20 protein-coding genes are annotated in these 22870 nt (G+C 61.4%); 7 read left to right on the forward strand and 13 right to left on the reverse strand.

Annotated features, from left to right (window positions below):
- The first annotated feature begins 109 nt into the window (after positions 1-109).
- Together KVT38_RS18680 and KVT38_RS18685 are read left to right on the forward strand one after the other, a co-directional pair.
- Entirely contained in the window at positions 110-1723 is a 1614-nt protein-coding gene (locus KVT38_RS18680) for an SWIM zinc finger family protein (RefSeq protein WP_217595261.1), read from the forward strand.
- Positions 1720-4815 (forward strand): DEAD/DEAH box helicase, encoded by a 3096-nt coding sequence (locus KVT38_RS18685; RefSeq protein WP_217595262.1) that lies wholly within the window; start codon positions 1720-1722, stop codon positions 4813-4815. The genes KVT38_RS18680 and KVT38_RS18685 overlap by 4 nt, the downstream gene beginning before the upstream one ends.
- Positions 4816-4882: 67 nt before the next feature.
- On the opposite strand, the gene KVT38_RS18690 is transcribed toward KVT38_RS18685, so the two are convergent.
- A complete protein-coding gene (locus KVT38_RS18690) occupies positions 4883-5065 on the reverse strand; it encodes a hypothetical protein (protein ID WP_217595263.1) in 183 nt (60 codons plus the stop codon).
- A 130-nt stretch (positions 5066-5195) separates the two neighbouring features.
- Between KVT38_RS18690 and KVT38_RS18695 the strand changes: the two genes are divergently transcribed.
- Together KVT38_RS18695 and KVT38_RS18700 are read left to right on the forward strand one after the other, a co-directional pair.
- Positions 5196-5615 carry a GNAT family N-acetyltransferase gene (locus KVT38_RS18695; protein WP_217595264.1) on the forward strand — a complete coding sequence of 140 codons (420 nt, stop codon included), beginning with the start codon at positions 5196-5198 and terminating at the stop codon, positions 5613-5615.
- Positions 5616-5792: 177 nt separating this feature from the next.
- Positions 5793-6776 carry an SDR family oxidoreductase gene (locus KVT38_RS18700; RefSeq protein ID WP_217595265.1) on the forward strand — a complete coding sequence of 328 codons (984 nt, stop codon included), beginning with the start codon at positions 5793-5795 and terminating at the stop codon, positions 6774-6776.
- A gap of 24 nt (positions 6777-6800) precedes the next feature.
- On the opposite strand, the gene KVT38_RS18705 is transcribed toward KVT38_RS18700, so the two are convergent.
- From KVT38_RS18705 to KVT38_RS18725, 5 genes are all read right to left on the reverse strand, one after another.
- Positions 6801-7547, reverse strand: coding sequence for a hypothetical protein (locus KVT38_RS18705; protein ID WP_217595266.1), 747 nt, complete (start codon positions 7545-7547; stop codon positions 6801-6803).
- 94 nt (positions 7548-7641) lie between these two features.
- On the reverse strand, positions 7642-8193 hold the full coding sequence (locus KVT38_RS18710) for an RNA polymerase sigma factor (protein WP_368859124.1): 552 nt from the start codon (positions 8191-8193) through the stop codon (positions 7642-7644).
- Positions 8194-8931: 738 nt separating this feature from the next.
- Positions 8932-11574: an ATP-dependent chaperone ClpB gene (clpB, locus tag KVT38_RS18715; RefSeq protein WP_217595268.1), complete on the reverse strand. Its 2643-nt coding sequence runs from the start codon at positions 11572-11574 to the stop codon at positions 8932-8934.
- Between the two features lie 78 nt (positions 11575-11652).
- Entirely contained in the window at positions 11653-12678 is a 1026-nt protein-coding gene (locus KVT38_RS18720; RefSeq protein ID WP_217595269.1) for a DnaJ domain-containing protein, read from the reverse strand.
- Between the two features lie 321 nt (positions 12679-12999).
- Complete coding sequence (locus tag KVT38_RS18725; RefSeq protein ID WP_217595270.1) at positions 13000-13947, reverse strand: nucleoside hydrolase; 948 nt, start codon at positions 13945-13947, stop codon at positions 13000-13002.
- 155 nt (positions 13948-14102) lie between these two features.
- On the opposite strand from KVT38_RS18725, the gene KVT38_RS18730 reads away from it, so the two are divergent.
- Positions 14103-14873 (forward strand): AraC family transcriptional regulator, encoded by a 771-nt coding sequence (locus KVT38_RS18730; RefSeq protein WP_217595271.1) that lies wholly within the window; start codon positions 14103-14105, stop codon positions 14871-14873.
- Positions 14874-14942: 69 nt separating this feature from the next.
- On the opposite strand, the gene KVT38_RS18735 is transcribed toward KVT38_RS18730, so the two are convergent.
- On the reverse strand, positions 14943-15377 hold the full coding sequence (locus KVT38_RS18735; protein ID WP_254639345.1) for a GNAT family N-acetyltransferase: 435 nt from the start codon (positions 15375-15377) through the stop codon (positions 14943-14945).
- Between the two features lie 258 nt (positions 15378-15635).
- Between KVT38_RS18735 and KVT38_RS35395 the strand changes: the two genes are divergently transcribed.
- Positions 15636-15893 (forward strand): hypothetical protein, encoded by a 258-nt coding sequence (locus KVT38_RS35395; protein WP_306795334.1) that lies wholly within the window; start codon positions 15636-15638, stop codon positions 15891-15893.
- Positions 15848-16738, forward strand: a complete 891-nt coding sequence (locus KVT38_RS18740; RefSeq protein WP_368859125.1) for a cation diffusion facilitator family transporter — start codon at positions 15848-15850, stop codon at positions 16736-16738. The genes KVT38_RS35395 and KVT38_RS18740 overlap by 46 nt, the downstream gene beginning before the upstream one ends.
- Before the next feature lie 58 nt (positions 16739-16796).
- On the opposite strand, the gene KVT38_RS18745 is transcribed toward KVT38_RS18740, so the two are convergent.
- The 6 genes from KVT38_RS18745 to KVT38_RS18770 form a co-directional block, all read right to left on the reverse strand.
- A complete protein-coding gene (locus KVT38_RS18745; RefSeq protein ID WP_217595273.1) occupies positions 16797-17204 on the reverse strand; it encodes a hypothetical protein in 408 nt (135 codons plus the stop codon).
- A gap of 62 nt (positions 17205-17266) precedes the next feature.
- Entirely contained in the window at positions 17267-18130 is an 864-nt protein-coding gene (locus tag KVT38_RS18750) for a DUF72 domain-containing protein (protein ID WP_217595274.1), read from the reverse strand.
- Between the two features lie 395 nt (positions 18131-18525).
- Positions 18526-19035, reverse strand: a complete 510-nt coding sequence (locus KVT38_RS18755) for an SRPBCC family protein (protein ID WP_217595275.1) — start codon at positions 19033-19035, stop codon at positions 18526-18528.
- A 118-nt stretch (positions 19036-19153) separates the two neighbouring features.
- Positions 19154-20263, reverse strand: coding sequence for a Ger(x)C family spore germination protein (locus tag KVT38_RS18760; protein WP_217595276.1), 1110 nt, complete (start codon positions 20261-20263; stop codon positions 19154-19156).
- Entirely contained in the window at positions 20260-21354 is a 1095-nt protein-coding gene (locus KVT38_RS18765; RefSeq protein WP_217595277.1) for a GerAB/ArcD/ProY family transporter, read from the reverse strand. Before KVT38_RS18765 ends, KVT38_RS18760 begins: the two co-directional genes overlap by 4 nt.
- Positions 21351-22772, reverse strand: coding sequence for a spore germination protein (locus KVT38_RS18770; protein WP_217595278.1), 1422 nt, complete (start codon positions 22770-22772; stop codon positions 21351-21353). Before KVT38_RS18770 ends, KVT38_RS18765 begins: the two co-directional genes overlap by 4 nt.
- Positions 22773-22870 lie beyond the last annotated feature (98 nt).

Genomic DNA, 22870 nt, shown 5'->3' on the forward strand with positions numbered 1-22870 from the left:
CAAAAACTCAAAAATTCATGCCCGAAAATAGGCCCGACAAGCGAACATGTGTGCGAGAAATGGTATAATGGGAGTCCAAGCAAACCGGATACCGAAGCGAGGTCTAGCGATGTTTATAGAAGATGCGCCGCCGGAAAACGACCCGCGGTGGGAGGACCTGCTGCGCCGCGTCGCGGAAACGTTCGACGACCTGACGCTTAAGCGCGGCTATCAATATTACAAGCAAGGGCGCGTCAAGATATCCGATCCCGAGGACATGCGGCATCTGCAGGCCGAGGTGGCGGGCACGGTGACCTATCGGACGCGAGTCGACCTTGAAGCTTTGGAGGACGGCAAATGCAGCTGTCCTGTCGGCCGCCCGTGCAAGCACATGACAGCAGTGCTGATGGAATGGGCCGGCTACCGCGGCTATCCCGTCCCGACGCTGGCCAACGCCAAGACGCTTGCGTCGCGCCCGCGTCCCGCCTCCGCCGGTCGGCAGCAGAACGCCGAGATCGAGCGGCTCGCGAGAGATGCGGCCCGCATTCCCGAGATGCGCGTTCCGCAGTGGCTGGATCTGTTCGACAGATGCCTCGCGCCCGTCGCCGGACAAGTTCGCAATACGCAGTACGCGAAGCAGGCCCTGGGCCTTTTTTATAAAATAAAGCCCCCGCTCTCTCCCGTCGCCGAGCGGCTGTTCGAGCTGAACGCGCTGGTGTTTCTGATGCGCCATTCGGCCGAGACCCAAAGCAACCCGGCGCTCGGGACGAATACGTACCTCGGCTACTTCACGCATCTGGCCGTGACGGATCTTCACGAAGCTGCGATGGGCTGCCTGGATCGCCCGTTGCCCGTTGCGGACGAGCCGCTCGCGCGAGACCGCCTGCTCGAGACGGCCGACATCGTGCGGACGGCGATGCTGACGCCCGGGCCGACGCAGGATTACGAGCTGAAGCTTTACGGCCGCCTGTGGGAGACTTGGCTCGCGCCTCCGTACGGAAGCGATGCCTTGTACGCGGAGGAGCTTCGCAAGCTGGAGGACGCCGAGAGCGGCCTGCCCGCACAGAGCAAGAGCGCCTGGGACGCAGCCGTGCTGCGGATGCGGTTCGGCCTGGCCGACGACGACCGTGCGCTGGCGTTGCTCGCCGGCGAATCGGGCCGTCTGGGCTCGGCCCATGTCGCGCTGATCACGGACATGCTGGGCGAACTCGCCCGCAAGGAGCAATGGAGCCGCCTGCTTCGCTGGCTGACCGAGCTTGGCCCTTTGATGCACGGCAGGCGCTCGAAGGAGCTTGAGGCGTACGCCGGTCTGTGGGACGCGGTCGTCGCCAAGCTGCCTGAAGCGGAGCCCGGCATGTGGTCGGCGCTCGAGTCGCTGCTGCCGTCCTCCCAGCCGATTTACGAAGCCCGGCTGCTCGCCGCAGGACGTTACGAAGAGTGGATCGACATTCAACTGTCGTTCGGCCGCGAGCCGCTCGACTACCGCGCGACCGAGCTGGCGCCTCTGGAGAAGGAAGCGCCGCACGCGCTGCTCCCCTTCTACCATCAGGCCATCGAACGTTATGTATCGATGAAAAACAGGGCCAGCTACAAGTCGGCGGTCAAGCTGCTCAAGCGGCTGGCCAAGCTATATAAAAAGATGAAGCGCGAGGCGCGCTGGATCGAATATTACGAGCTGTTCGAGCTGCGCTACAGCAGGCTGCGCGCGCTGCAGGAAGAGCTGCGGAAAGGAAAGCTGTCATGAATGCGCAGCGGGATACGATCAGCGTCGACGTGCGGTTGACCGAGCACGGCGACGCGCTGATATACGGCGTATTGGAAGGTTACGGCTACGTGCCGGGCATGCTGCTCAAGCACAAGCTGTTCGCCTGGCATGAAGCCTCGTTTTACGGGACGAACCTGGATGTGAGCCAGGTCGAGCTGCCGGAGGGCGTCGATCTCATTCAGGGCAAGGCGGAGATCGTCATCCTGCCTGCCGAACAGGTACTGCCGTTTTTCGCCGAGCCGCGGCTGCTGAAGCACGTGGAGTGGCGGTTGGCCGGGGAGAGCCGTCTGCTCGCCGAATGGGCCCCGGTCCTGGCAGGCTGGATTGAGGAGCGTCGATTCGTCCCGAGCCTTGAAGCTTATCGCCAGGGCATGCTGCAGTGGACCTGGGAAAGCGAGCTGCCGCCGGCTGGCCGGGAGGAGGAATACGGAGAGACGGCGAACGGGGCGGACGGCGAATGGATGCAAGGCCTGCGCGCCGCTTACTCGGCGGCCGTGCGAGAGCGCTACTACGGCACGGACGAGGATTATGCCGAGCTGCGGCGGGCGTATCCGCTGCTGTTCGACAAAAGCGCCGCGTCAGCGGCCGGCATGGATCAGCGCGGCTGGCTCGAGGCGATCGGCTGGCGTCAGGACACGGCGCCGTTCCGGCCGATCCTGCGGCTGCTCGAGCCATACGCGGCGGGCAACGCGCCCGACGATTGGCGGCTGCAGCTCGCGCTGCAGAGCAAGCGGGACGAGACGATCGTGCATCCCGCGAAGCTCGCGGCGGACGGCTCCGTCTCCGGGCGGTGGCCCGCCGCCTGGAACGAAGAAGCGAGCGAGCGGGCCCCCGGCTGGCTGGAGCGGCTGCGGGCGGTGCTGCCGCCCGAACGGCTCGCCGGCGGTCCGCGGGATTTGCTGGGCAAGCCGCTGGACGACGAAGCGGCCTGGCGCTTCCTCTCGGCGGACAGCAACCGGCTGCTCGAGGCCGGCTGGCGGGTGCTGCTGCCGGCCTGGTGGGAAGCGGCGACCCGCAAGAAGCCGCGGCTGCGCGCCAAGATCGCGCCCGAAGCGGGCGGCAAGGGGAGCTCGCTGTTCGGACTGGACGCGATCATCGACTTCGACTGGCGGGTCGCCATCGGAGACGTGGAGCTCAGCGAGGAAGAATTCGCCGCGCTCGTCGCGCGCAACCAGCGGCTTGTCCGCCACCGCGGACAATGGATCGCGCTCGATCCGGCGCTGCTGACGCAGATCCGGCGCATGATGACGGGCATGGACAAGCACGCGGGCCTTTCTTTCCAGGACGTCCTGCAGCTTCATCTGCTCGGCGAAGGCGACGGCGACGGTGCGGACGACGCCGAGACCGAAGAAGCGGCGGAGGCGTCCGCCGCGCGCGTGCGGCTCGAGGTCGAGCTGAACGCGCACCTCGCCGCGTTTTTCGCGCAGCTCGGCCGCCCTTCGGAGTGGCCGCTGCCCGAGCCGCCGGCAGACCTGCAGGCGACGCTTCGGACCTACCAGCGCGAAGGCTTCGGCTGGCTCACCTCGCTGCGGCGCTTCGGTCTCGGGGCGGTGCTCGCGGACGACATGGGCCTTGGCAAGACGGTTCAGCTCATCGCCTATCTGCTCCAGCTGCGGCACGATACGCCGCCCGAGCGGCGCCGCGCCTCGTTGATCGTCTGCCCCACCTCGGTGCTGGGCAACTGGCAGAAGGAAATCTCGCGCTTTGCGCCAACGCTGTCGGTGAGCCTGCATTACGGCAGCGGCCGAATCACCGAAGCGGAGGCCTTCGCCGCTCAGGCCGCGGCTTCCGATGTCGTGCTCACTTCGTTCGCCACGGCCTCGCTCGATCAGGAGCTGCTGCAAACCTACGTATGGGCGGCGATCTGCCTTGACGAGGCGCAAAATATCAAAAACGCTCAGACCAAGCAATCCGTCGCCGTTCGCAGCTTGTCCGCGGGTCAGCGCATCGCGCTCACCGGCACCCCGATCGAGAACCGGCTGGCCGAGCTCTGGTCGATCTACGATTTCATCGCGCCTGGCTACCTGGGGACGCAGCGCGCCTTCCAGGAGCGGTTCGCCACGCCGATCGAACGCAACCGCGACGAGCGAAGGACGGCAGAGCTCAAGCGCCTCGTCGGACCGTTCATGCTGCGCCGCAAGAAGAAGGACCCGAACATTCAGCTCGACCTGCCGGACAAAAACGAGATGAAAACGTACGTCCCGCTCACGCCCGAACAGAGCGCGCTGTACGAGCAGACCGTCAACGAGCTGCTGGAGCGGATGAAGACGCTCGAAGGCATCGAGCGCAAAGGCGCGATCCTTGCGGCGCTCACCCGGCTTAAGCAAGTGTGCGACCATCCGTCGCTGCTGAACAAAGAGCAGGAGTCGGCGACTGACGCTGCTTCGGCGGAAAAAAAGGGACGCACCGACGGGGCGGCGCCCGCGTCTTCGGACAAGGCGCCGAGCAAGTCGCCCGGCAAGTCGCCCGACGATGCCCAGGCGCCGTCCGAAGCGGAGCTCGCCGAGCTCGTCTCCCGTTCGGCCAAGCTCGAGCGGCTGCTCGCCATGGTCAAGGAGCTCCGGGACGAGGGCGACCGCTGCCTCATTTTCACCCAATACGTCGGCATGGGAGAGATGCTGCGCCTCGTGCTGTCCCGGGAGCTCGGAGAGCCCGTACTCTACCTGAACGGCAGCACGTCCAAGACGGCGCGCGACCGGATGATCGAGCGGTTCCAATCGCGGGCGCTGCCGCAGGACGAGCAGCCTAACGTGTTCATCCTCTCGCTCAAGGCGGGAGGCGTCGGCCTGAATCTGACCGCGGCCAACCACGTCTTCCACTTCGACCGCTGGTGGAATCCGGCCGTCGAGAACCAGGCGACCGACCGCGCCTACCGGATGGGTCAGACCAAGGACGTGCAGGTGCACAAGTTTATCTCTCTTGGCACCCTTGAGGAGCGAATCGACGAGATGCTGGAGAGCAAGCAGCAGCTCAGCGACAACGTCATCTCCTCTTCCGAGGGCTGGATCACCGAGCTGTCGACCGACGATCTGCGCGATCTGATCACGCTGCGGCGGGGAATGAACGGCTAACGCCTGACGTCAAAAACGCCTCCGGCAAGGCGGCATTCGGCTCTCACCCGCCGCGGCGACGGGCATTTCAGATCAGCGGATAATGTCCCTCGTAGCGCGGATGCGCATAATACGGCGGGCGCGGGCCGATCAGCGGTAGATTCAGGGTGAAAAAATCGCCGTAGGCGACCTTCACCATCGCGTCGGATTCGCCGACCAGCAGCGCGTCCGCCTTTTTGCTGAACGAGTACGGCACCTTCACATCGATCATCCTCCATCGGTCAGTTCGCCGTCATAGCCTATGCCGGATGGGCCGGGCAGGAGCAAGTCCTGTTCGAAAAATGAGCGCTTCCGGCGCTCGTCGTCCGATGTTAGACTAAAAATCAAAGGGGGCACACCGTATGATTAAAGAGCTAGTCGAAGAAACGCAGTGGCTGGAAGCCTATCCGGTCATGAACGAGCTGCGGACGAATTTGGACCAGGAGGCTTACCTTACCCTTCTGCGCGAGATGAACGCGGAAGGCTACAAGATGCTGGCACTGTACGACGGCGACCGGATCGTCGCGTTGGCCGGCATCATCATGCTGACGAATTTCTATTTTGGCAAGCATGTATTCGTCTACGACCTAGTCACCAAAGCTTCCGAACGCTCCAAGGGGCACGGCGAGACCCTGCTCGAATATGTCCACCAATATGCCAAAGACAACGGCTGCCAGACGGTGGCGCTTGAATCGGGACTTGCGCGCGTGGATGCTCACCGGTTTTACGAGACAAAGATGGGTTATCGCAAACCCGGCTTCTCCTTTACCAAATCGCTTTGATCCCGCTATCCGCTCAACTTCGCCGCCCCTGCGGCAAAGCGCTCCCCTCTTCCCGCACCGAAGCGGCTAGGCACGCGTCTAGCCGTTTTGGCATACGGTGAGAAATAACGATCTCGAGCAGACGACGACTTCGGCCATCCCGAAAGGTGCCGATCTGCCGGTTCACGGGAGGACGACATGACCGACAAACGCGACGGCGAGCGTGAGCTTGAACAAGTACGAAGCATGCAGCTTCAATTCGAGGAAGCGAAAATCGACGCGCCTTACCCCCTCTATCCCAGCTACGGCACGGTCACGCGCTACGAGGACATCGCGATCAGCGTGCCCGAGCAGCGCCAATACCGCCAGCCGGGCATCGAGAGCTTGATGGTGCCGAAGCCGATCGTCGACAATCCGCATTATAAAGGCAGCGCCAAGCTCGAAGGCCGAGTCGCGCTGATCACCGGCGGCGACAGGGGCATCGGCGCTGCGGCCGCCATCGCCTTCGCCAAAGAAGGCCCCGACGTGGCGATCTCCTACCTGGACGAGCACGAGGACGCGGCGCGCACCAAAGCCTGCATCGAAACGTACGGCCGAAACTGCCTATTATTGCCTGGCGACGTCCGCGACAAGGCAGTCAGCGAGTCGATCGTCCACGACACCGTCAACGCCTTCGGACGGCTGGACGTCCTCGTCAACAACGTCGGCATCCAGTTCCAACAGAACGAGCTGGCGGACATCACCGACGAGCAGTTCGAGAACACGTTCAAGGTGAACTTTTTCTCGCATTTCCATACGACGCGCGCGGCCCTTTCATACCTGAAGCCCGGCGCTTCCATCATCGGCACGGCCTCGGTCGTCGCTTACGTCGGCGAAAAAACGCTGCTCGACTACACCGCCACCAAAGGCGCGATCGTCGGCTGGACGCGCGCGCTGGCGCGCAACCTGGCGCCAAAGGGCATTCGCGCCAACGCGGCCGCCCCCGGGCCGATCTGGACCCCGCTCATACCGAGCAGCTTCTCCCCGGACCAAGTCGCCGTCTTCGGCACGGAGACGATGCTGGGCCGTCCCGGGCAGCCGTTCGAGCTCGCCCCGACGTATGTCTATCTCGCGTCGGACGACTCGCGCTACGTCACCGCGCAAGTTCTCCATGTCGACGGCGGCCAATCGACGAGCAGCTGAATCGTATGCCGTTCGGCATGCTAACTAGCGGCGATCGCTCGATTTGAGAATGCCCGTGTCGTTGACGGGGTCGCCGAGCTTCTTTTCCGCAGCGATCTTCCCTTCCTGATCCAGCGCCTGTACAATATAAGGCAGTTCCGCGGACTCGGGCAGCAAGACGAACCAGAGCCTTCTGCCCGGTTCATATTCCACGATTTTCGATGCGTATTTACCCGGCTTCTCTCCGCCGATGATCACGATGACGCTGGAGACGGATGCGTCGGTCAACTCCCCGGCCACCAGCGGATAAGGACCGGGCACACCTGGATATTTGTTCGGCATGGTCATATAACTCAGCAGCGAACGAACGCCCGCCTTCCCCGATTCGCCATAGCCGATCCCGTAACCTGCGCCCATGGCCCATTTCCACCCCAGCCATGTGTGGCGCACGAATTCAACCTGCAGCTCCGTACCGTTCTGCTGCAAATTCCGCTTGATGAACAGCAGCACGCCGCCGTCCACCGCTTCGCGATGAACGACCTGCATCGTATCGAAACGCCGGAACTTCTCCACCGCTTCCTCCGGCGTCCGCCCGATCGGAATGTGCAACACGCTGCCGTTTAAACCCATCGCCTTCGACAGCCGCCGATCCGCATAGCCGCCCGGCCCTTCGTAGGCATAACCGAGTCCCGCAGCCAACAGCAGCAACACCCCAATCGCTGCGACTATCCCGATCGCCCACCTGCGCCTCCAATGCTTGACGGCGGATTCACGTTCACTTACGCGAGTCAAAATAGAGACCAGCCTCCGATCGTCGGGACGACGGCGCTCACGTAAAGGCGGTTCTCTTAGCCGTGCGAACAGCGCGTCTTGCCTCCGTTCGTTATCAGTCCTCCGACCATCCATCGATTCCCTCTCCCTTCAACCGCTCGGACAGCATCGCCCTGCCTCTGTAGAGCCTCGACTTCACCGTACCTTCCGCAACACCGAGCAGCTCCGCAATCTCGCCGTAGGACCACTCATAGTGAGCAAACAGAATGATCGGTTCACGGTATTTTCTCGGCAGGCGCCACACCTCCGCCCATACTTCGTTCGCCAACTCGTTCCGCCAATATTCACTCTCCGCCGACGCGCCGCCCCGACCGTCCGGGATCAAACCGACGAGCTTCACCTTTCGCCAAAAGGCCGACTTCCGATAATTAAACGCCGTATTGCGCGCGATCCGAAACAGCCAGTTTTTAACCGGCCCCTCTCCCCGATAAGCATCGATGGCCCGCATCGCCTGCACGAACGTATCCTGCGCAACATCCTCCGCCAGATGCTCCCGCCTTGTCAGAAACAACGCATACTGCCAGACGTCGTGCCAATGCTTGGCGATCAGATCGGCCATCTCGCCCGCATCCAGTCCGACGCGATATACGAGATCGCTATCCTCCACATCCGCCAACCGCCTCGCCCCCTTCCCCCTAAAGACAACGCAGCTCCCGCCTTAGTTCCACTTCTTTTGCATTTTATCGATATCCCCTTCAGTCAGGAAACCATTCGCGATTCACACTTTTGAACGTTATCCCCTTCAGTCAGGAAATAACCAGCCGTTTCACTCATTTGAACAATATCCCTTTCACTCAGGAAACAATCTGCGATTCACGCTTTTGAACGATATCCCCTCCAGTCAGGAAACAATCTGCAATTCACACTTTTGAACGATATCCCTTTCAGTCAGGATTTCTCACCGTTCACCAAACTTTATTTTATCGCCCCAACCTGTCACCGCCCCTTACCACCTCATGGAAGATACATTAAAACTGTGATGAACTACGGCCTTCCTGCGCGAAAGGGATACCGTTCAAACGGGGACGAATATGCCCTTCCTGTGCGAAGGGGATACCGTTCAAACGGAGACGAATATGTCCTTCCTGTTCGAAGGGGATACCGTTCAAATGGGACAAACTATGACTTTCCTGTGCGGAGGGGATACCGTTCAAATGGGACAAACTATGACCTTCCTGTGCAAAGGGGATACCGTTCAAATGGGACGCACCATGTACATTCCTGCGCGAAGGGGATACTGTTCAAACGGACGAACGTAACGGTACGCGCGAAAAGCCATCCGTTCTTCCGGCACAAACCGGGATAGCGGATGGCTGTATATAAAGTGTGAGCTCAAAACGCGATCTCACACGGTTTGTAGTTGCTCCGCGGCGGGCTCTTCGGCCTGCCGAATATCCACCGCCAGACCGCCGTCCGACGCTTCGACGGTCATGATGGAGCCTTCGGGCGCCGAACCTGCGATCAGCGCCCTCGCTACACGCGTCTCGAGATGACGCTGGATAAACCGCTTCAGTGGACGCGCGCCGTAGACGGGATCGAAGCCTTCTTTTGCGATGAATCGGACGGCGTCGTCCGTCAATCGCAGGGCGATGCCGCGCTCGGACAGGCGGTCTGCCAGGCCGCGTGCCAGCTTGCGTACGATCGATTCGATCTCGACGCGCGACAGCGGCTTGAACAGGACGATATCGTCCACGCGGTTCAGGAATTCCGGCCGGAAGTGTCCGGACAGTTCTTTCATGACGCGGTCGCGTACGGCCGGCGCGATGTCGCCGTTGTCGTCCACGCCCTGCAGCAGGTGCGGGGAGCCGATGTTCGACGTCATGATGACGATCGTGTTTTTAAAATCGACGACACGTCCTTGCGAGTCCGTCAGGCGGCCGTCATCGAGCAACTGCAGCAGGACGTTGAATACGTCCGGATGCGCTTTTTCGACTTCGTCTAGCAGCACAACGGTGTATGGCTGCCTGCGAACGGCCTCGGTGAGCTGCCCGCCCTCCTCGTAGCCCACGTACCCGGGAGGCGCGCCGACGAGACGCGACACGCTGTGCTTTTCCATATACTCTGACATGTCGATCCGGATCATACCGTCCTCGCGGTCGAACAGCGTTGCCGCCAGCGCCTTGGCCAGCTCCGTCTTGCCGACGCCCGTCGGCCCCAGGAACAGGAACGAGCCGATCGGGCGGTTCGGATCCTGGATGCCCGCGCGAGCCCGCAGTACGGCGTCGGCCACAAGACCGACGGCCTCCTCTTGGCCGACGACGCGCTCGTGCAGCGTCTCCTCCAGGCGCAGTAGCTTGTCGCGCTCGCCTTCGACCAAACGCTTGACCGGGATCCCCGTCCAACGCGAGACGATGTCGGCGATCTCTTCCTCGGTCACGGACTCCCGCAGCAGGCGGGATTCCCCTTCTTGCTCGGCTGCTTCCTCCGCCGCCTTGAGCTGACGCTCCAGATCGGGGATGATGCCGTAGCTCAGCTCCGCCGAACGGTTCAGGTCGTATTCCTCCTGCGCGTCCGCCAAGTCCTTGCGCGCCTGCTCAAGCCGCTTTTGCAGCTCGCGCACGCCTTGAATCGCAGCTTTTTCTTTTTCCCAGCGCGCCATCATGCCCAGATGCTTCTCCTTCAGATCCGCCAGCTCCCGCTGAAGCGACTCCAGCCGGCGCTTGCTCGCGTCGTCGGACTCCTTCTTGAGCGCGGCTTCTTCGATCTCCATCTGCATCATGCGGCGCATGACTTCGTCCATCTCACCGGGCATCGAATCGATCTCCGTGCGGATCATCGCGCAGGCTTCGTCGACCAGGTCGATCGCCTTGTCCGGCAGAAAGCGGTCCGCGATATACCGGTTGGACAAGGTTCCGGCCGCTACAAGGGCGCTGTCGTGGATTTTAACGCCGTGATGGAGCTCGAAGCGTTCTTTCAATCCGCGCAAAATGGAAATCGTATCTTCGACGTTCGGCTCGCTGACGAGCACCTGCTGGAATCTGCGCTCGAGGGCCGGGTCCTTTTCGATATACGACCGGTATTCGTCGAGCGTCGTCGCGCCGATACAGTGAAGCTCGCCCCGCGCAAGCATCGGCTTGAGCATGTTGCCCGCATCCATCGCGCCTTCGGTCTTGCCTGCGCCGACGATCGTATGCAGCTCGTCGATGAACAGGATGATCCGGCCGTCGCTCTCCTTTACTTCCTTCAGCACGGCTTGAAGCCGTTCCTCGAATTCCCCGCGATACTTCGCGCCGGCGACGAGCGCGCTCATGTCCAGCGAGAATACCGTCTTGTCCTTAAGCCCCTCCGGCACATCCTTGCGGACAATCCGCTGGGCCAAGCCTTCGACGATCGCCGTCTTGCCGACGCCCGGTTCGCCGATGAGCACCGGGTTGTTCTTCGTCTTGCGAGAAAGAATGCGGATAACCCGCCGTATCTCGCTGTCCCGGCCGATGACCGGGTCGACCTTGCCCGCCCGCACTTCGGCGACGAGATCGCGCCCGTATTTTTCCAACACCTCGTACGTCGCTTCCGGCTCCCGGCTCGTCACGCGCTGATGGCCGCGTATCTCCTTGAGGACGGCCAGCAGCCGATCCCGCGTGAGGCCGAAGGCATCGAACAGCTCGCGCACGTCGCGGTTGCCGTCCCTCGGCGCGGAGGCCATCGCGAGCGCCGCATGCTCGACCGCGACGTATTCATCCGTCATCGACGCAGCTTCGCGCTCAGCTTGCTCCAGCAAGGCTACGAGCGCAGGCGATGCGTACCGCTTGACCGAATCCGAACCGCCGACGCGCGGGCGCTTCATCAAACGTCCCATCGCTTGCCGATCCATCTCGGCCGGCTGAATGTCGGCACGCTGCAGCAGTCTTGGCAGCAGTCCGTCCTGCTGCTTCAGCAGCGCCGCGAGCAAGTGGAGCGAATCGATCTCCGGATGCCCGCTCGCGCCGGCCAGCGACTGCGCGCCTGCGACCGCTTCCTGCAGCTTTTGCGTATATTTGTTGAAGTCCATAAACATCTCCCCTTATCGGTTAAAATGGTGTCCCGCTTGCGGCGGATTCATGCCGGTCAAGCGAATGCCTCGGAATCATCAGCTTCTTGAACGCGGCTTGATGCCTGCCTTGAAGCTGCTGCTTTCCGCGAGTCGTCTGTAAAGCTCCCGCTCCGCCTCACCCTGATTCGGCGGTATGACAAGCGCGACGTCGAACAGGATGTCGCCATAGCCGCCGTCCTTGCGGCGCAGGCCCTTGCCCGGTATGCGCAGCTGCTTGCCCGCGGGAAAGTCCGGCGGAATCCGAAGCTTGACCTGTCCGCCGTCCGGCAGTCGGACGACCGCTTCTCCGCCCAGCACGACCTGCCACGGCGCGGCCTCCATCGTCGCGCGCAAATCTCCGTCTTCGCCGAGCGCATACGATGCATTCGGCTCGACGGACAGCTCAATCAGCAGCTCGTCGCCTTCCTGCAAGCCGTTCGCACCGTCTCCCTTGAGCCGGATGACGGTGCCGTCAGCCATCCGTTCGGGCAGGCGCAGCGCGATGTCTTTGGTCCCGACGCTAACGTTGACCTTGGCGCCCTGCCAAGCCTGCTCCAGGCTGACGTTCAGCTTGGCATGCTGCGTTCGTCCGCTCGCGCCGAACGGATCGAAGCCCGACGGGCCCCAAGCGTTTTCGGCTCCGAACCCGTTTGGACCGCCGCCGTAAGCGCCGTAACCGCGCGTCCCGCCGGCCGCGTCGCCGTAACCGCCTATTCCACCTTTTCCGAAGAGCATCTCGTACAGCTCCTCCTCGGATAACCCCGCCGCGCCTTGACCGCCGCTGCTCCAGCTCCATGTGCCGCCGTTCGACGCGCCGTTCGATCCGCCGCTGCCGCCTGCCCGTCCCGCATACTCGCGCCGCATCGACGCGTATCGCTGCTCTTCTTCGTAGGCCTGCCTCTTATCGTCATGGCTCAATATGTCATAAGCCTCCGCGATCTCCTTGAACTTCGACTCGGCCTCGGGGGCTTTGTTCACGTCGGGATGCCACTTCTTGGCCAGCTTCTGGTAAGCCTTCTTGATGTCCTGCTTCGTCGCGTCCTTGCCGACGCCAAGCACTTCATACGGATTGCCGATCGTCATGGCGCATCTCCTCCCCCGGGCGGTCTTGTCTGACCTTTTTTGACCTTAATGACATTATAGACCTGTGAAACGAATATGCCAAAGCCGGTCTGAGGCGATTTAGAGCGAATATTTGCTTCTAATCGGTATGTTGCTTGCTCATACGGCTTCTCTTGACTAATGCTGACCTTTAATAAGTTATAAAATGAATAGCTCGCTGTAGCTAACCTCCTTGCGGTCCGGCGGGTTCGCTCTTCCGTCGGGCATCATCGCCAAAATCCCCTCCGCCTGCGCGAAGGGGATAACGTTAAAACGTTTGATATGCCTATGCTGCCTCCAGCGTCACTCCCCGTCGTCCCGTCCTTCGGCCGCTCTTCTGTCTAATTTCGCAAACAAATCCCGGAAAATCGCATCCCGATCGACATGCGTCACATACCGAATCGGATGGCGTCCGTCCGCCTCAAGCCAGCGGCAATCGTCGGTCACCTGCGGACTTGGCGTCAGCTCGCTCGGACACCAGTCTGGCTGGACCAGCCATGCGATCGCCGACAGGTCCCAGATCACTCGCGAACGCCCGGTGTGATCGTCCATGCATCCGAGATACGTCTCATAGAGGTACTGCCCGAGCGGCCCTTTATCCTTGACGTAGTCCCGCAGCTCGGACAGCGTCGTCGTCAGATGCGACACGACGCCCATGCAGGGCAGCAGAACAAGCGGTACGCCCGAGTCCAGCACGACGCGCGTCGCGTGCAGATCCTGCGCGAGATTGAACTCGCGCGTATCCGGCCAATGAAAGGCGTGGCCTCCGAGCCAGACGAGCACGATCCGGTCCGCCACGGCAGGCTCGAGCAGCAGCGCCGACGCGACGTTCGTGATCGCGCCGATGGCGACGACGTATAGCGGATCGTCTTCCCCGCGCGCCAGCGCCCGGCGAATCAAATCGCGTGCGGCGTCGCTCTCGACAGGCTCGTCGGGACCGGGCATATAAGCCGTCGATCCCCGGTATACGGGCAGCGTCTCCATGCCGGCGAGCGACCGGATCTTCAATATTTCCCGGTAGCTCTTCTCCATGCCGTCCGCAGGCCCGTCGGACAGCTCGTTGTGAAACGGAGCCGCGTGCACGGCCTCGACCTCCAGCGCCTCCGGCGAACATAACGCATAGATCAGGGCGAATTGGTCGTCGATCTCATTGTAAGTGTCTGTATCCAGCACGATGGACACTTTTTTCCCCGGGTGCGCCAGCCGCCTGACGCGACGATCCTCCTCCGTTGCCACGTACGGCGTTATCATCGTTCCGTCATCCTCTCTTATTGTTTTTGGCTGAATGTCGACCGCAAGCATGTTAAGATAATAGCTAAATTATAGATAAATCGCCGGTTTAATCGTATCTGGATTCGGTCGACATCTATCACGATCCGGCTGATCTTCGAGAGGAGTATCGTCCTATGCAGGCACGGCTGGACTTCCTATTCCCCGTCGCCCACGAGCCCGGAAACGACGTGACGCTGCACCGTCACGCCTGCCACGAACTGGTCTACTATTTAAAAGGAAACGGAAAAACGCGCATCGGCGACCGCGATTACGAATACCGCGAGGACGACTATGCACTGATCCGGCCGGGAACGTATCACGACGAGCGTCATGCCGCGCCGACCGAAGTGCTGTGTCTGGGCTTTGCGCCGCTGCGGGAATCCGTGCTTCCCGAGGGCGTTTTTTCCGACCGCAAGCCCAAAGACGGCGAAGACGCGTACGAGCCCATTCTGCCGCTGCTGCTCGGAATGGCCAAGGAGATGAGAAATAAAGACGAGGACTACGCCGGCATGCTCGATCTGCTGGCTTCCCAGCTGGTTCTGACGCTTCGGCGCAGGAGATTAAACGGCGGTTCGCCCGCGTATGCGGAGGATCGGTTCAAGTATGCGATCAATTATATAAACGAAAACTTTCATCAGCGGATCGACTTCGCCTCGCTTGCGGCCACGGCGGGCTACAGCCTCGACCGCTACCGCCATTTGTTCAAGGCGCAGACCGGCGCATCGCCCGGCCGCTATGTGCTGGGCAGGCGAATCGCGCATGCGCGCATGCTCCTTCGGGAGACGAGCCGCAGCATCGTCGAGATCGCCGCGGACTGCGGCTTCGCCAGCGATTCGCAGTTTTGCAGCCTGTTTAAGCGCGAGACGGGCGTGAGCCCCGGCGCTTATCGCAAGGCCAACGCATAACGCGCGGATGACTTGCGCATTAAAAGAGCGCGGAGGGCCAGGCCCTCCGCGCTCCCGCGCAAGACGCGATTAACTTTTGCGCCACACATCCTCGTATTCTGCGTTGCGCTTGAACTGCACGAGCGCGTACGAACAAACGGGCACGATCTTCTTGCCTTCCTCGCGGGCAGCTTCGACCACTCTGTTCAGCAGCCGCCTGGCGATGTCTCCGCCTCGATAGGCCGGGGATACATACGTATGATTCAGCACCCAGGTATTCTCCCCGTCCGGCATGAACGTGATCTCCCCGATCTGCTCGCTGTTTTCGCGCATGACGAAGGCATGGCCTTCTTTATGAATGACGCCGACCTCGTCTTTTTTCTTCCAGCCTTTGAACGTATCCTTTGCCTCGGTCACGGTATCCTTCACGCTGCCGATCGTATCTTGAACGTCGGACTTGATGCTGTCGATATGCCCTTTCATGCTGTCCATTTCTTTCTTGATGCCTTCGATCGGACTGCTCATGGCATTCGCCTCCTCTAATCAGCCGCTATGGCATATACTACTATATACCCGCTTCGCCCCCGGTTATTCAGCTCCTGGATCTGCGCTACAGCGGCGAGGCATGAGCGGGCGGCATTCCCGCCTCTTTTGCCATTGTGCGATCGGATTAAATACATTATAATATGAGCAAGTATTCATATATTATCGAAATTGCAATGACGGAAGGACGGACTGCAATGGATAAACGAACCGAACGACTGACGGCCGGTCAAGCCGGCGATGCTGCGCAAACGGGACATTCGGACAGCAAGCACGCGCATTCGCCCGACTGTACGCACGATCACGACGGCGGCGAAGGCCATTCCCACGAGCATTCTCATGATCATTCTCATGATCATTCTCATGATCATTCTCACGAGCATGCCCACGGGCACTCGCACGGTCGTGGCGGACATGCCCACGGTCACGGCCATCACGGTCATCATCACGGAATCGGCGGGCATCACCACGGACGCGAAGGCGACCGCCGCGGACTGACGATCGCGCTCGCGATCACCGCGGGGATCATGCTGCTGGAGTTCGTCGGCGGACTGCTCACCGACAGTCTCGCGCTGCTGTCCGACTCGGGCCATATGCTGAGCGACACGAGCGCGCTGGCCTTGAGCCTCGCCGCGCTCTGGTTCGCCGCGCGGCCGGCCTCGGCGAAGCGGACCTACGGCTTCCACCGCTTCGAAATTCTCGCCGCGCTGTTCAATGGCGTCGCCCTGTTCGTCATCGCGGGCTTCATCGTCTACGAAGCCATCGGCCGGATGGCTTCGCCGCCCGAGGTGTCCGGCGGGCCGATGATGGCGATCGCGGCCGTCGGCCTCCTGGCCAATCTGGCCAGCGCCTGGGCGCTCACGCGCCAAGGCGACGTAGAGAACAACGTCAACATGCGGAGCGCCTACCTGCACGTGCTGGGCGACGCGCTCGGCTCCGTCGGCGCCATCGCCGCGGGCATCGTTATGATGGCCTTCGGCTGGTACATCGCGGACCCGATCATCTCGATCGTCGTCTCCGTCCTCATCCTGCGGAGCGCCTGGCTCGTCATCGCCCAGACGGTCCATGTACTGATGGAAGGCACGCCGGCCGGCATCGACCATGAAGAAGTGAAGTCCGCGCTGCTCACGCTCGACGGCGTCCGCGACGTGCACGACCTGCATATCTGGACGATCACCTCCGGCCTCGACTCCTTCAGCTGCCACATCCTCGTCGAGGAAGGGATATCCTGCCAAGACGTGCTGCAGCGCGCCATCTCCCTGGTTGAAGATCGCTTCGGCATCACCCACACGACCATCCAGGTCGAGAGCGGCGTCATCCGGCATAAAGAGATTCCTGTCTAGACATCCGGCAAACCTATAAAAAGGGAAGCGCGCGTCGATGCGACACGGCTTCCCTTTTTTATTTGCGCTTGTTCAAAAAGATGTTCTCCCTGCGCTTGCGCTCCTGCATCAGACGCTCCTGCTCGTACACATGCGCCACTTCGCTCTGGATCCGCATCGAGCAGCTCTGGCACAGCTTGCCCTTGCGGATCGGTGCCTCGCACAGGTCGCAGGCGTCGGTCAGGTTCGGATAATCGTACAGCTTGAGCTTCCCTCTGCGAATCCAAGAACGGATCAGCTCGGGCCGCTCTTCTACCCGCTCGGCGAGCTCCTCCGTGGTCAGCTTGCGGTTCGCGCGAAGCTCCTTTTCCATACGGTTCATAAGCGCGTCCTCGGCGGCGGTGCAGGCTGCGCACAGCTGCCTGAGATTGATCTGATAGATTCTGCCGCACCCGGGACAATGGTCCACGCGCAATTCGGAAGTCATTAGCGATCCCGCCTGTCTGGCTGTCATTTGCGTCTATCATACCACAGGCGCCGCGGACTCTACTAGATTACCGATACGGGATACTGCTCGTCCGCAAGGGCCGCGGCCGCCTCCGGCGCCATGCCCGACAGCATGTCCATCAGCGCTTTGGCATTGGGCGTCGCGTCTCCGGCCGAATTGTTGTTGAACACGACGTATACCGTGTCCGTCTCCTGGTCCAGCGCCAGCAGCCGGTCCCGCCACTCGGCCAGCTCTTCGGCGTTGTAATGGTACAAATAGCGAAGCTTGCGCCAATCCGGGCTGCCGCTCGCATGCCAGCCGCCTTGGTTGCGCCCATGCAGGCGCACATAGGTCATGTCTCTCGTCGTGGCGACCGGCACGATCGGGATCGAGCCCTCGCCTGCCTGCGGCTCGTCGACGATCGTATGGATCCAGCCTTCTTTTTTCATAAAGGCGATCGTCTTGTCCTTGAATTCCGGAGAGTACCAGCTCCGGTTGCGCAGCTCCAGCGCACAGGGCACGTCGGCCATATACGCCCGCGTGCGCCGCAGCAGATCGACGTTCTCCCGAGTGCAGTCGAACCAAGGCGGGTACTGGAACAGCGCGGCCGCCAGCTTGCCGGCCTCCCGCATGGGCGCGATCGCCTCGTGAAACGCCTTGTACATCGTCTCCTCGTCGTCGAAATAATTTTTTTTGCCGCGCAGATGCCCCGTCATCCCTTGATACGCCTTCACAACGAACTTGAAGCCGTCCGGCGTGTCCGCCGTCCACTTGGACGTATTTTTCACCGACGGCACCGCATAGAACGAGCTGTCGATCTCCACGACGTCGAAGTGCTTGCCGTACTCGCGGAGCCGCTCGCCGGCCTTCAGCTTGCCGTAAAGCTCCTCGTGATCGCCGAAGCCCGTCAGACCGATTCGGATCATCGCCTCCGCCTCCCTTGCGCCAAATTTATCCTTATGTGTATTTTACACGCCGGAGCATCGAATGAACGAACGATTTTGCCGGTCGCTTGGCGTCAATTAAAAAAACCGCCCGCCATGCATTCAATCGATGCCGACGAGCCGGTTCAAAATATATTATCTGATAATTCAAAATAGACTATCTTTTTAACCCAGGGCTGTGATAGAATGCAGGTACAGGAAAGGAGGTGCGTCAACATTAGTTCCCATATGTTGAACGTATCCCTTACCCGATCCAGTCTCTAATCCGGCTGGAGGCGCGGGATACGGTTCAATCAAGCAGCGCCGCTCGGGTACGAGAGACCGTCTTCGGACGGTCTCTTTGTTTTGCGTTCGATGCTTGCGGTGCCGCGGATGCCCTACCCGCGCGCAAGCCGGCGATAGGGCGCATGAACGCTGCCGGGCACGATGTCCGCGTCCAGATAGGCGGCCAGCCCCGCGACGCCCGCCTCCATCATCCGTCGATGGTTGCGAACGAAGACGGGACGCAGAAGCGGCGCAAGCGTGCGCATCCATCCGCGTTTCGTTTCCAGCTCCATCAGGCAGTGAACCTCCGTCGCACGTCCGGCACCGTGCAGCCTGACGACGACATGCCCTTCCAGATCGCCCGCGATACGCAGCGCAACGGCTGTCGGCGGTCGGCTCTCGACGACCGATACGCGCAGATGAAGCGCATAGAGCGGACAGGGGCGAAATTCGGACGCATATTTGTCGCCCAAGCCGTCGCCCGACGCGCCTGTCGCGATCCGCTCAATCTTGACGTTCGGCCACCAGTCGTCGTACCGGAAGTCGGCGATCAACGCCCACAGTCGCTCCTTGTCCCGATCCACGCGCCAAGCATGCGCGAACCGATAGATGGAATCGCTCATACGCACCTCCTGCCAGCGGTTCATATGATGAATATTTAACCACTTTAGCCGAAGATGCCCCCTTGGCGTAAAAATCGCTCCGCGATAACGCAACCCGCTTACTGCTTACGCATGACGCTTATTCCCGCAGCAGCTTGAGGCCGACGTTGCGCATGTTGGACTCCACCTTCAAAGTAATCGACGCCTGCTTGTACAAAGCTCCCCACGCCTCGTATCGTCCCGCGGGCAGCGACGAACGGTAACGGTTGCCGAAGCCGAAGACGTCCGAGCCTTTGGCTTGCGTCTTGGCGAATACGCTAACCGCGCGCTTCTCGAGCAGCTTGTTCACTTCCTCCTCGATCTCCCGGCTCGACATCGGCGACGCTTTGGACGTATCCATCAGCTTCATCATGACGCGAATGCGGATACGGATGTCGGGCTTGCCAGACTTCCATCCCGCGCTAATATGCGCCGTCGACGCTTCGACCTTGACGTTGGCGCCGGCTGCCGTCTCGATCTCGAACGGAGACAAACGGCCCGTGACGAGCTCGTAGATGAGCGTTTCTTCGGGCGTGAGCCAGCCGGCCATCCTGTCGTCGGTAAAATAAGCGTTGCCTTTCAGCTTGAACTGAAAGGACTCGTCCATCGTGAGCAGGGGCACCAGGCTTTGCTGCAGCGGGTTGTAGTGCCGGCTGAACACCTCCCATAGCGAGACTTTGTTTTTTTGCGGCGTACCGCCGGCGTATTGCTCGAAAAATAGGCGCGTATAGATGCCAGACAGCTCGCCGGACGGGTTCGGACGCTGGAAAAGCGGCTCCATGTCGCCTTCGATCAATGCGAATATCGCATTGATCGGCATCATTCGATCGCGTACAACGAAGTCCAGGCAACCGTAAATCCCCTTGGCCTCGGCCATCGCCCGGTTGACGAAGACAGCTCTCGTCTGTGACAGATCCAGAAATTTGGGCATTCGCGCGCGCAGCTGGTCCAGCGCATCCGTCGCCGTCTTGCCCCGCTGGCTGGCGGTCAGGAAGTCCTTGCCCCCGCTCCCGACACCCAATTGGGAATGCGGCAGCGGAAATCTCACCCAGACCTTTACGCTTTTATCTTCTTCCATGGAGATGCCTAGTGCCGCGACCAGCATACGGTTGTCGATATCGCGGATATCCCAGCAGCCCTGCAGCAGCACCAGGGGGAGGATCATGCCGAGGATGGTCAGCCAACGCATAAGCTTCGACCTTCCGTTCATGCGCGCTGCCGCCTCCTCCCCGCCAAACGGCTCCACAGCCATACGGCAGATGGAAAAAGAACAAGATAGATCCGGACGGGCGTATCCGTCCATATGCCTTTCTCGATCCACCCCCACGAAGGAATGAGCAGCGCAGAGACGTACGTGCCCGCACCGACGGCGGCGTAAGCGAAGCGCAAAGGCAGAAAAGGCAGGAGCGCCCGGAGCGCGGCCGCCAGACTGTGCAGCATCAGACTGAGGGTCAGGATAACGAGCAGGATGACGACCGAGAGGAAGACTGCCGTCAGATTCTCGATCACCAGCCAGTAATGGCTGATCGAGTCCAGCTTGGACAGGAAAGGGAAGGTCAGCGCCTTGGCGAATCCGACGCCGAACGTCAGCACGGGCAAGTAGATCGCGCCCGCGAGCACCGGCAAAAAGCAGAGCGCAGCCGCGGCGTAAGGCTTCCACAGCGTGCCCGGGCTTCGCGAATGATCGCCGCAAGAGCTCAGATACAGGAAGCCCACCCATACGAAGGAGGAAGTATAAAACGTCTTGCTGCCCAGATACGAAATGTCCGTCGCGCGCCAGGGCTCGTGCAGCGTAAAATCGAGATTGCTGAGCCCGAGCAATGTTATTCCTACCGTTAATGGGATGCCGACCATGACGAAAACGGCAGCGGCTCGCCCGATCGAGGCGACCCCGCCCGCCGCCAGCAGCGTCGCGATCGGTATGGTGCAATGCAGGAGCCAGAGCGGCGTCGTGTGCAAAATGGTCATCGATACGATCTCGGCATGCGCGCGGGCGATCATCGTCATGGCGCGCCATGCGTACCAGCTGTACGGCAGCGCGAAGAGCAGCAGGCCTGGCCAGCCCAGCACCCGCTTCACGACGGCGAACGCATCCAGCCCCGGATGCTGCGCCATCATGCCCGAGAAAAGCCTGGCGCCGACTATCCCCGCGATCAGACCGGTGACCATCGGCATCCAATAGCTGCCGCCGTCCGTATGCAGAATCAGATACGGATACAAGAAATAGGAGGTCGCCCCGAACACCGCGAGCTGCAGGATGAAGTACTGGCCGTCGGACAGCGGGAGCTTTGCCTCGTTCATCCGTTCCGTTCCTTCGGCTGCTTCAATCCCTTGAACCAGGAGAGCCGCTCGTTGGTATACACACGGGCCCGAGGCCCCGCGGGAGACAGATAGGAAACGCCGAACGACTCCAGCCGGGACAGAAAGACGACCAGGATCGCAAAGCAGAGCACGATCCCGAGGATGCCAAGCACGCCCGCGCCGAGCAGCACGAAGTATTTAAGCACGCGAAGCACGAGGCCCATCTGATAGTCTACGACGATAAAATTCGTCAGCGCCGTCGTCGCCGCGACGATCACGAGCAGATTGCTCACGATGTTCGCTTGAATGATGGCCTGCCCCAGCACGACGCCGCCGACCATCGTGACCGTGGCGCCGATTGTCCGCGGCAGACGGACGCCCGCTTCGACGATGCAGTCCAGCAGGAACAGGATGAGCAGCGCCTCCACAAGCACCGGGTACGGCACGCCCTCCCGGCTTCCCGCAGCCGCCAGACTGATCTCCAGCCGATTCACGTCGATGTTGACGGACGTGATCGCAACGTAGAAGCCCGGCAAAAACAAATTGGTGATTAACGCCATAAAACGGAGCGCCCGCAAAAACAGCGCGATAAACGGCATTAAATTCCGGTCTTCCGCCGCCTCCCAAAAGTCGGCGAAGGCGCCCGGCGCCACGATGGCCAGCGGCGTGCCGTCGAGCATGATCGCGATCTTTCCGCCGAGCAGCGCGGCGGCGACGCGGTCCGGCCGCTCCGTCGTCACGGCGAGCGGGAACAGCAGCGACTTGCCGCCCAGCAGGCGCAGCAGCTGCCCCGTATCCTGAATGCCGTCGGCGTCGATTCGGGCGAAGCGCTCCTTCACGCGGTTCACCAGTCCCGGGTCCGCAAGATCCTGCATATAAAAAACGCCCGCCCGCACAGCGGTCTCGCGGCCGATCGTCGTCTCCCACAGCTTCAGCTTCGGCGTCCGCATGCGCTGGCGCAGCAGGGCGACGTTGGTACGGTAAGATTCGTTGAACGCATACATCGGACCTTGGATCACGTTTTCCGTGAGCGGCTGCCCGACGTTGCGCTGCTTCCAATCCGCCGTCTCCAGCACGATCCCGGACGCCGAAGCCGACGTGCACAACACCGTGCTGCCGCGGCAGAGAGCTTCCACGCAGGCAGGAAGGTCGCCTTCCGCGAATTTGGTGCCCACGTACCGCTCGATGAGAGAAGCGTCCGCCTCTTCGCCGGACCGATCGAGCGAGAACAGCAAATGCTCCGAGCCGACCAGTGTGGACAGATAGCACAAATAGAGCTCGCCGCATGCCGACTCCCCTAGGCATACCGCCTCGAAATCCGCCAAGCCGTCGAACGAGCTTCGCAAGCCTGCGAGCAGCTCCGCTCCGGGAACCGGCTGCAGCGCGTGCCATAGGGTTCGCTTTCGGTGACCGCTCATGTTCAGCCCTCCCTTGCGGTTCGCGCGCCGCAAGTTTTCCTTCATTATTCCGGAAGGAGGGCCGTATTATTCCTTCTGCTCGAACTTAGCGACGAATG

Source organism: Cohnella sp. GbtcB17 (assembly GCF_019091135.1).
In the GTDB taxonomy this organism is placed as follows: domain Bacteria; phylum Bacillota; class Bacilli; order Paenibacillales; family Paenibacillaceae; genus Cohnella.

What these genes read in the sequence shown, in the direction of transcription:
- KVT38_RS18680 (WP_217595261.1), top strand. Translation starts at nt 110, where the DNA reads ATGTTTATAGAAGATGCGCCGCCGGAAAACGACCCGCGGTGGGAGGAC.
- KVT38_RS18685 (WP_217595262.1), top strand. Translation starts at nt 1,720, where the DNA reads ATGAATGCGCAGCGGGATACGATCAGCGTCGACGTGCGGTTGACCGAG.
- KVT38_RS18690 (WP_217595263.1), bottom strand. Translation starts at nt 5,065, where the DNA reads ATGATCGATGTGAAGGTGCCGTACTCGTTCAGCAAAAAGGCGGACGCG.
- KVT38_RS18695 (WP_217595264.1), top strand. Translation starts at nt 5,196, where the DNA reads ATGATTAAAGAGCTAGTCGAAGAAACGCAGTGGCTGGAAGCCTATCCG.
- KVT38_RS18700 (WP_217595265.1), top strand. Translation starts at nt 5,793, where the DNA reads ATGACCGACAAACGCGACGGCGAGCGTGAGCTTGAACAAGTACGAAGC.
- clpB (WP_217595268.1), bottom strand. Translation starts at nt 11,574, where the DNA reads ATGGACTTCAACAAATATACGCAAAAGCTGCAGGAAGCGGTCGCAGGC.
- KVT38_RS18720 (WP_217595269.1), bottom strand. Translation starts at nt 12,678, where the DNA reads ATGACGATCGGCAATCCGTATGAAGTGCTTGGCGTCGGCAAGGACGCG.
- KVT38_RS18725 (WP_217595270.1), bottom strand. Translation starts at nt 13,947, where the DNA reads ATGATAACGCCGTACGTGGCAACGGAGGAGGATCGTCGCGTCAGGCGG.
- KVT38_RS18730 (WP_217595271.1), top strand. Translation starts at nt 14,103, where the DNA reads ATGCAGGCACGGCTGGACTTCCTATTCCCCGTCGCCCACGAGCCCGGA.
- KVT38_RS18735 (WP_254639345.1), bottom strand. Translation starts at nt 15,377, where the DNA reads ATGAGCAGTCCGATCGAAGGCATCAAGAAAGAAATGGACAGCATGAAA.
- KVT38_RS35395 (WP_306795334.1), top strand. Translation starts at nt 15,636, where the DNA reads ATGCTGCGCAAACGGGACATTCGGACAGCAAGCACGCGCATTCGCCCG.
- KVT38_RS18745 (WP_217595273.1), bottom strand. Translation starts at nt 17,204, where the DNA reads ATGACTTCCGAATTGCGCGTGGACCATTGTCCCGGGTGCGGCAGAATC.
- KVT38_RS18750 (WP_217595274.1), bottom strand. Translation starts at nt 18,130, where the DNA reads ATGATCCGAATCGGTCTGACGGGCTTCGGCGATCACGAGGAGCTTTAC.
- KVT38_RS18755 (WP_217595275.1), bottom strand. Translation starts at nt 19,035, where the DNA reads ATGAGCGATTCCATCTATCGGTTCGCGCATGCTTGGCGCGTGGATCGG.
- KVT38_RS18760 (WP_217595276.1), bottom strand. Translation starts at nt 20,263, where the DNA reads ATGAACGGAAGGTCGAAGCTTATGCGTTGGCTGACCATCCTCGGCATG.
- KVT38_RS18765 (WP_217595277.1), bottom strand. Translation starts at nt 21,354, where the DNA reads ATGAACGAGGCAAAGCTCCCGCTGTCCGACGGCCAGTACTTCATCCTG.
- KVT38_RS18770 (WP_217595278.1), bottom strand. Translation starts at nt 22,772, where the DNA reads ATGAGCGGTCACCGAAAGCGAACCCTATGGCACGCGCTGCAGCCGGTT.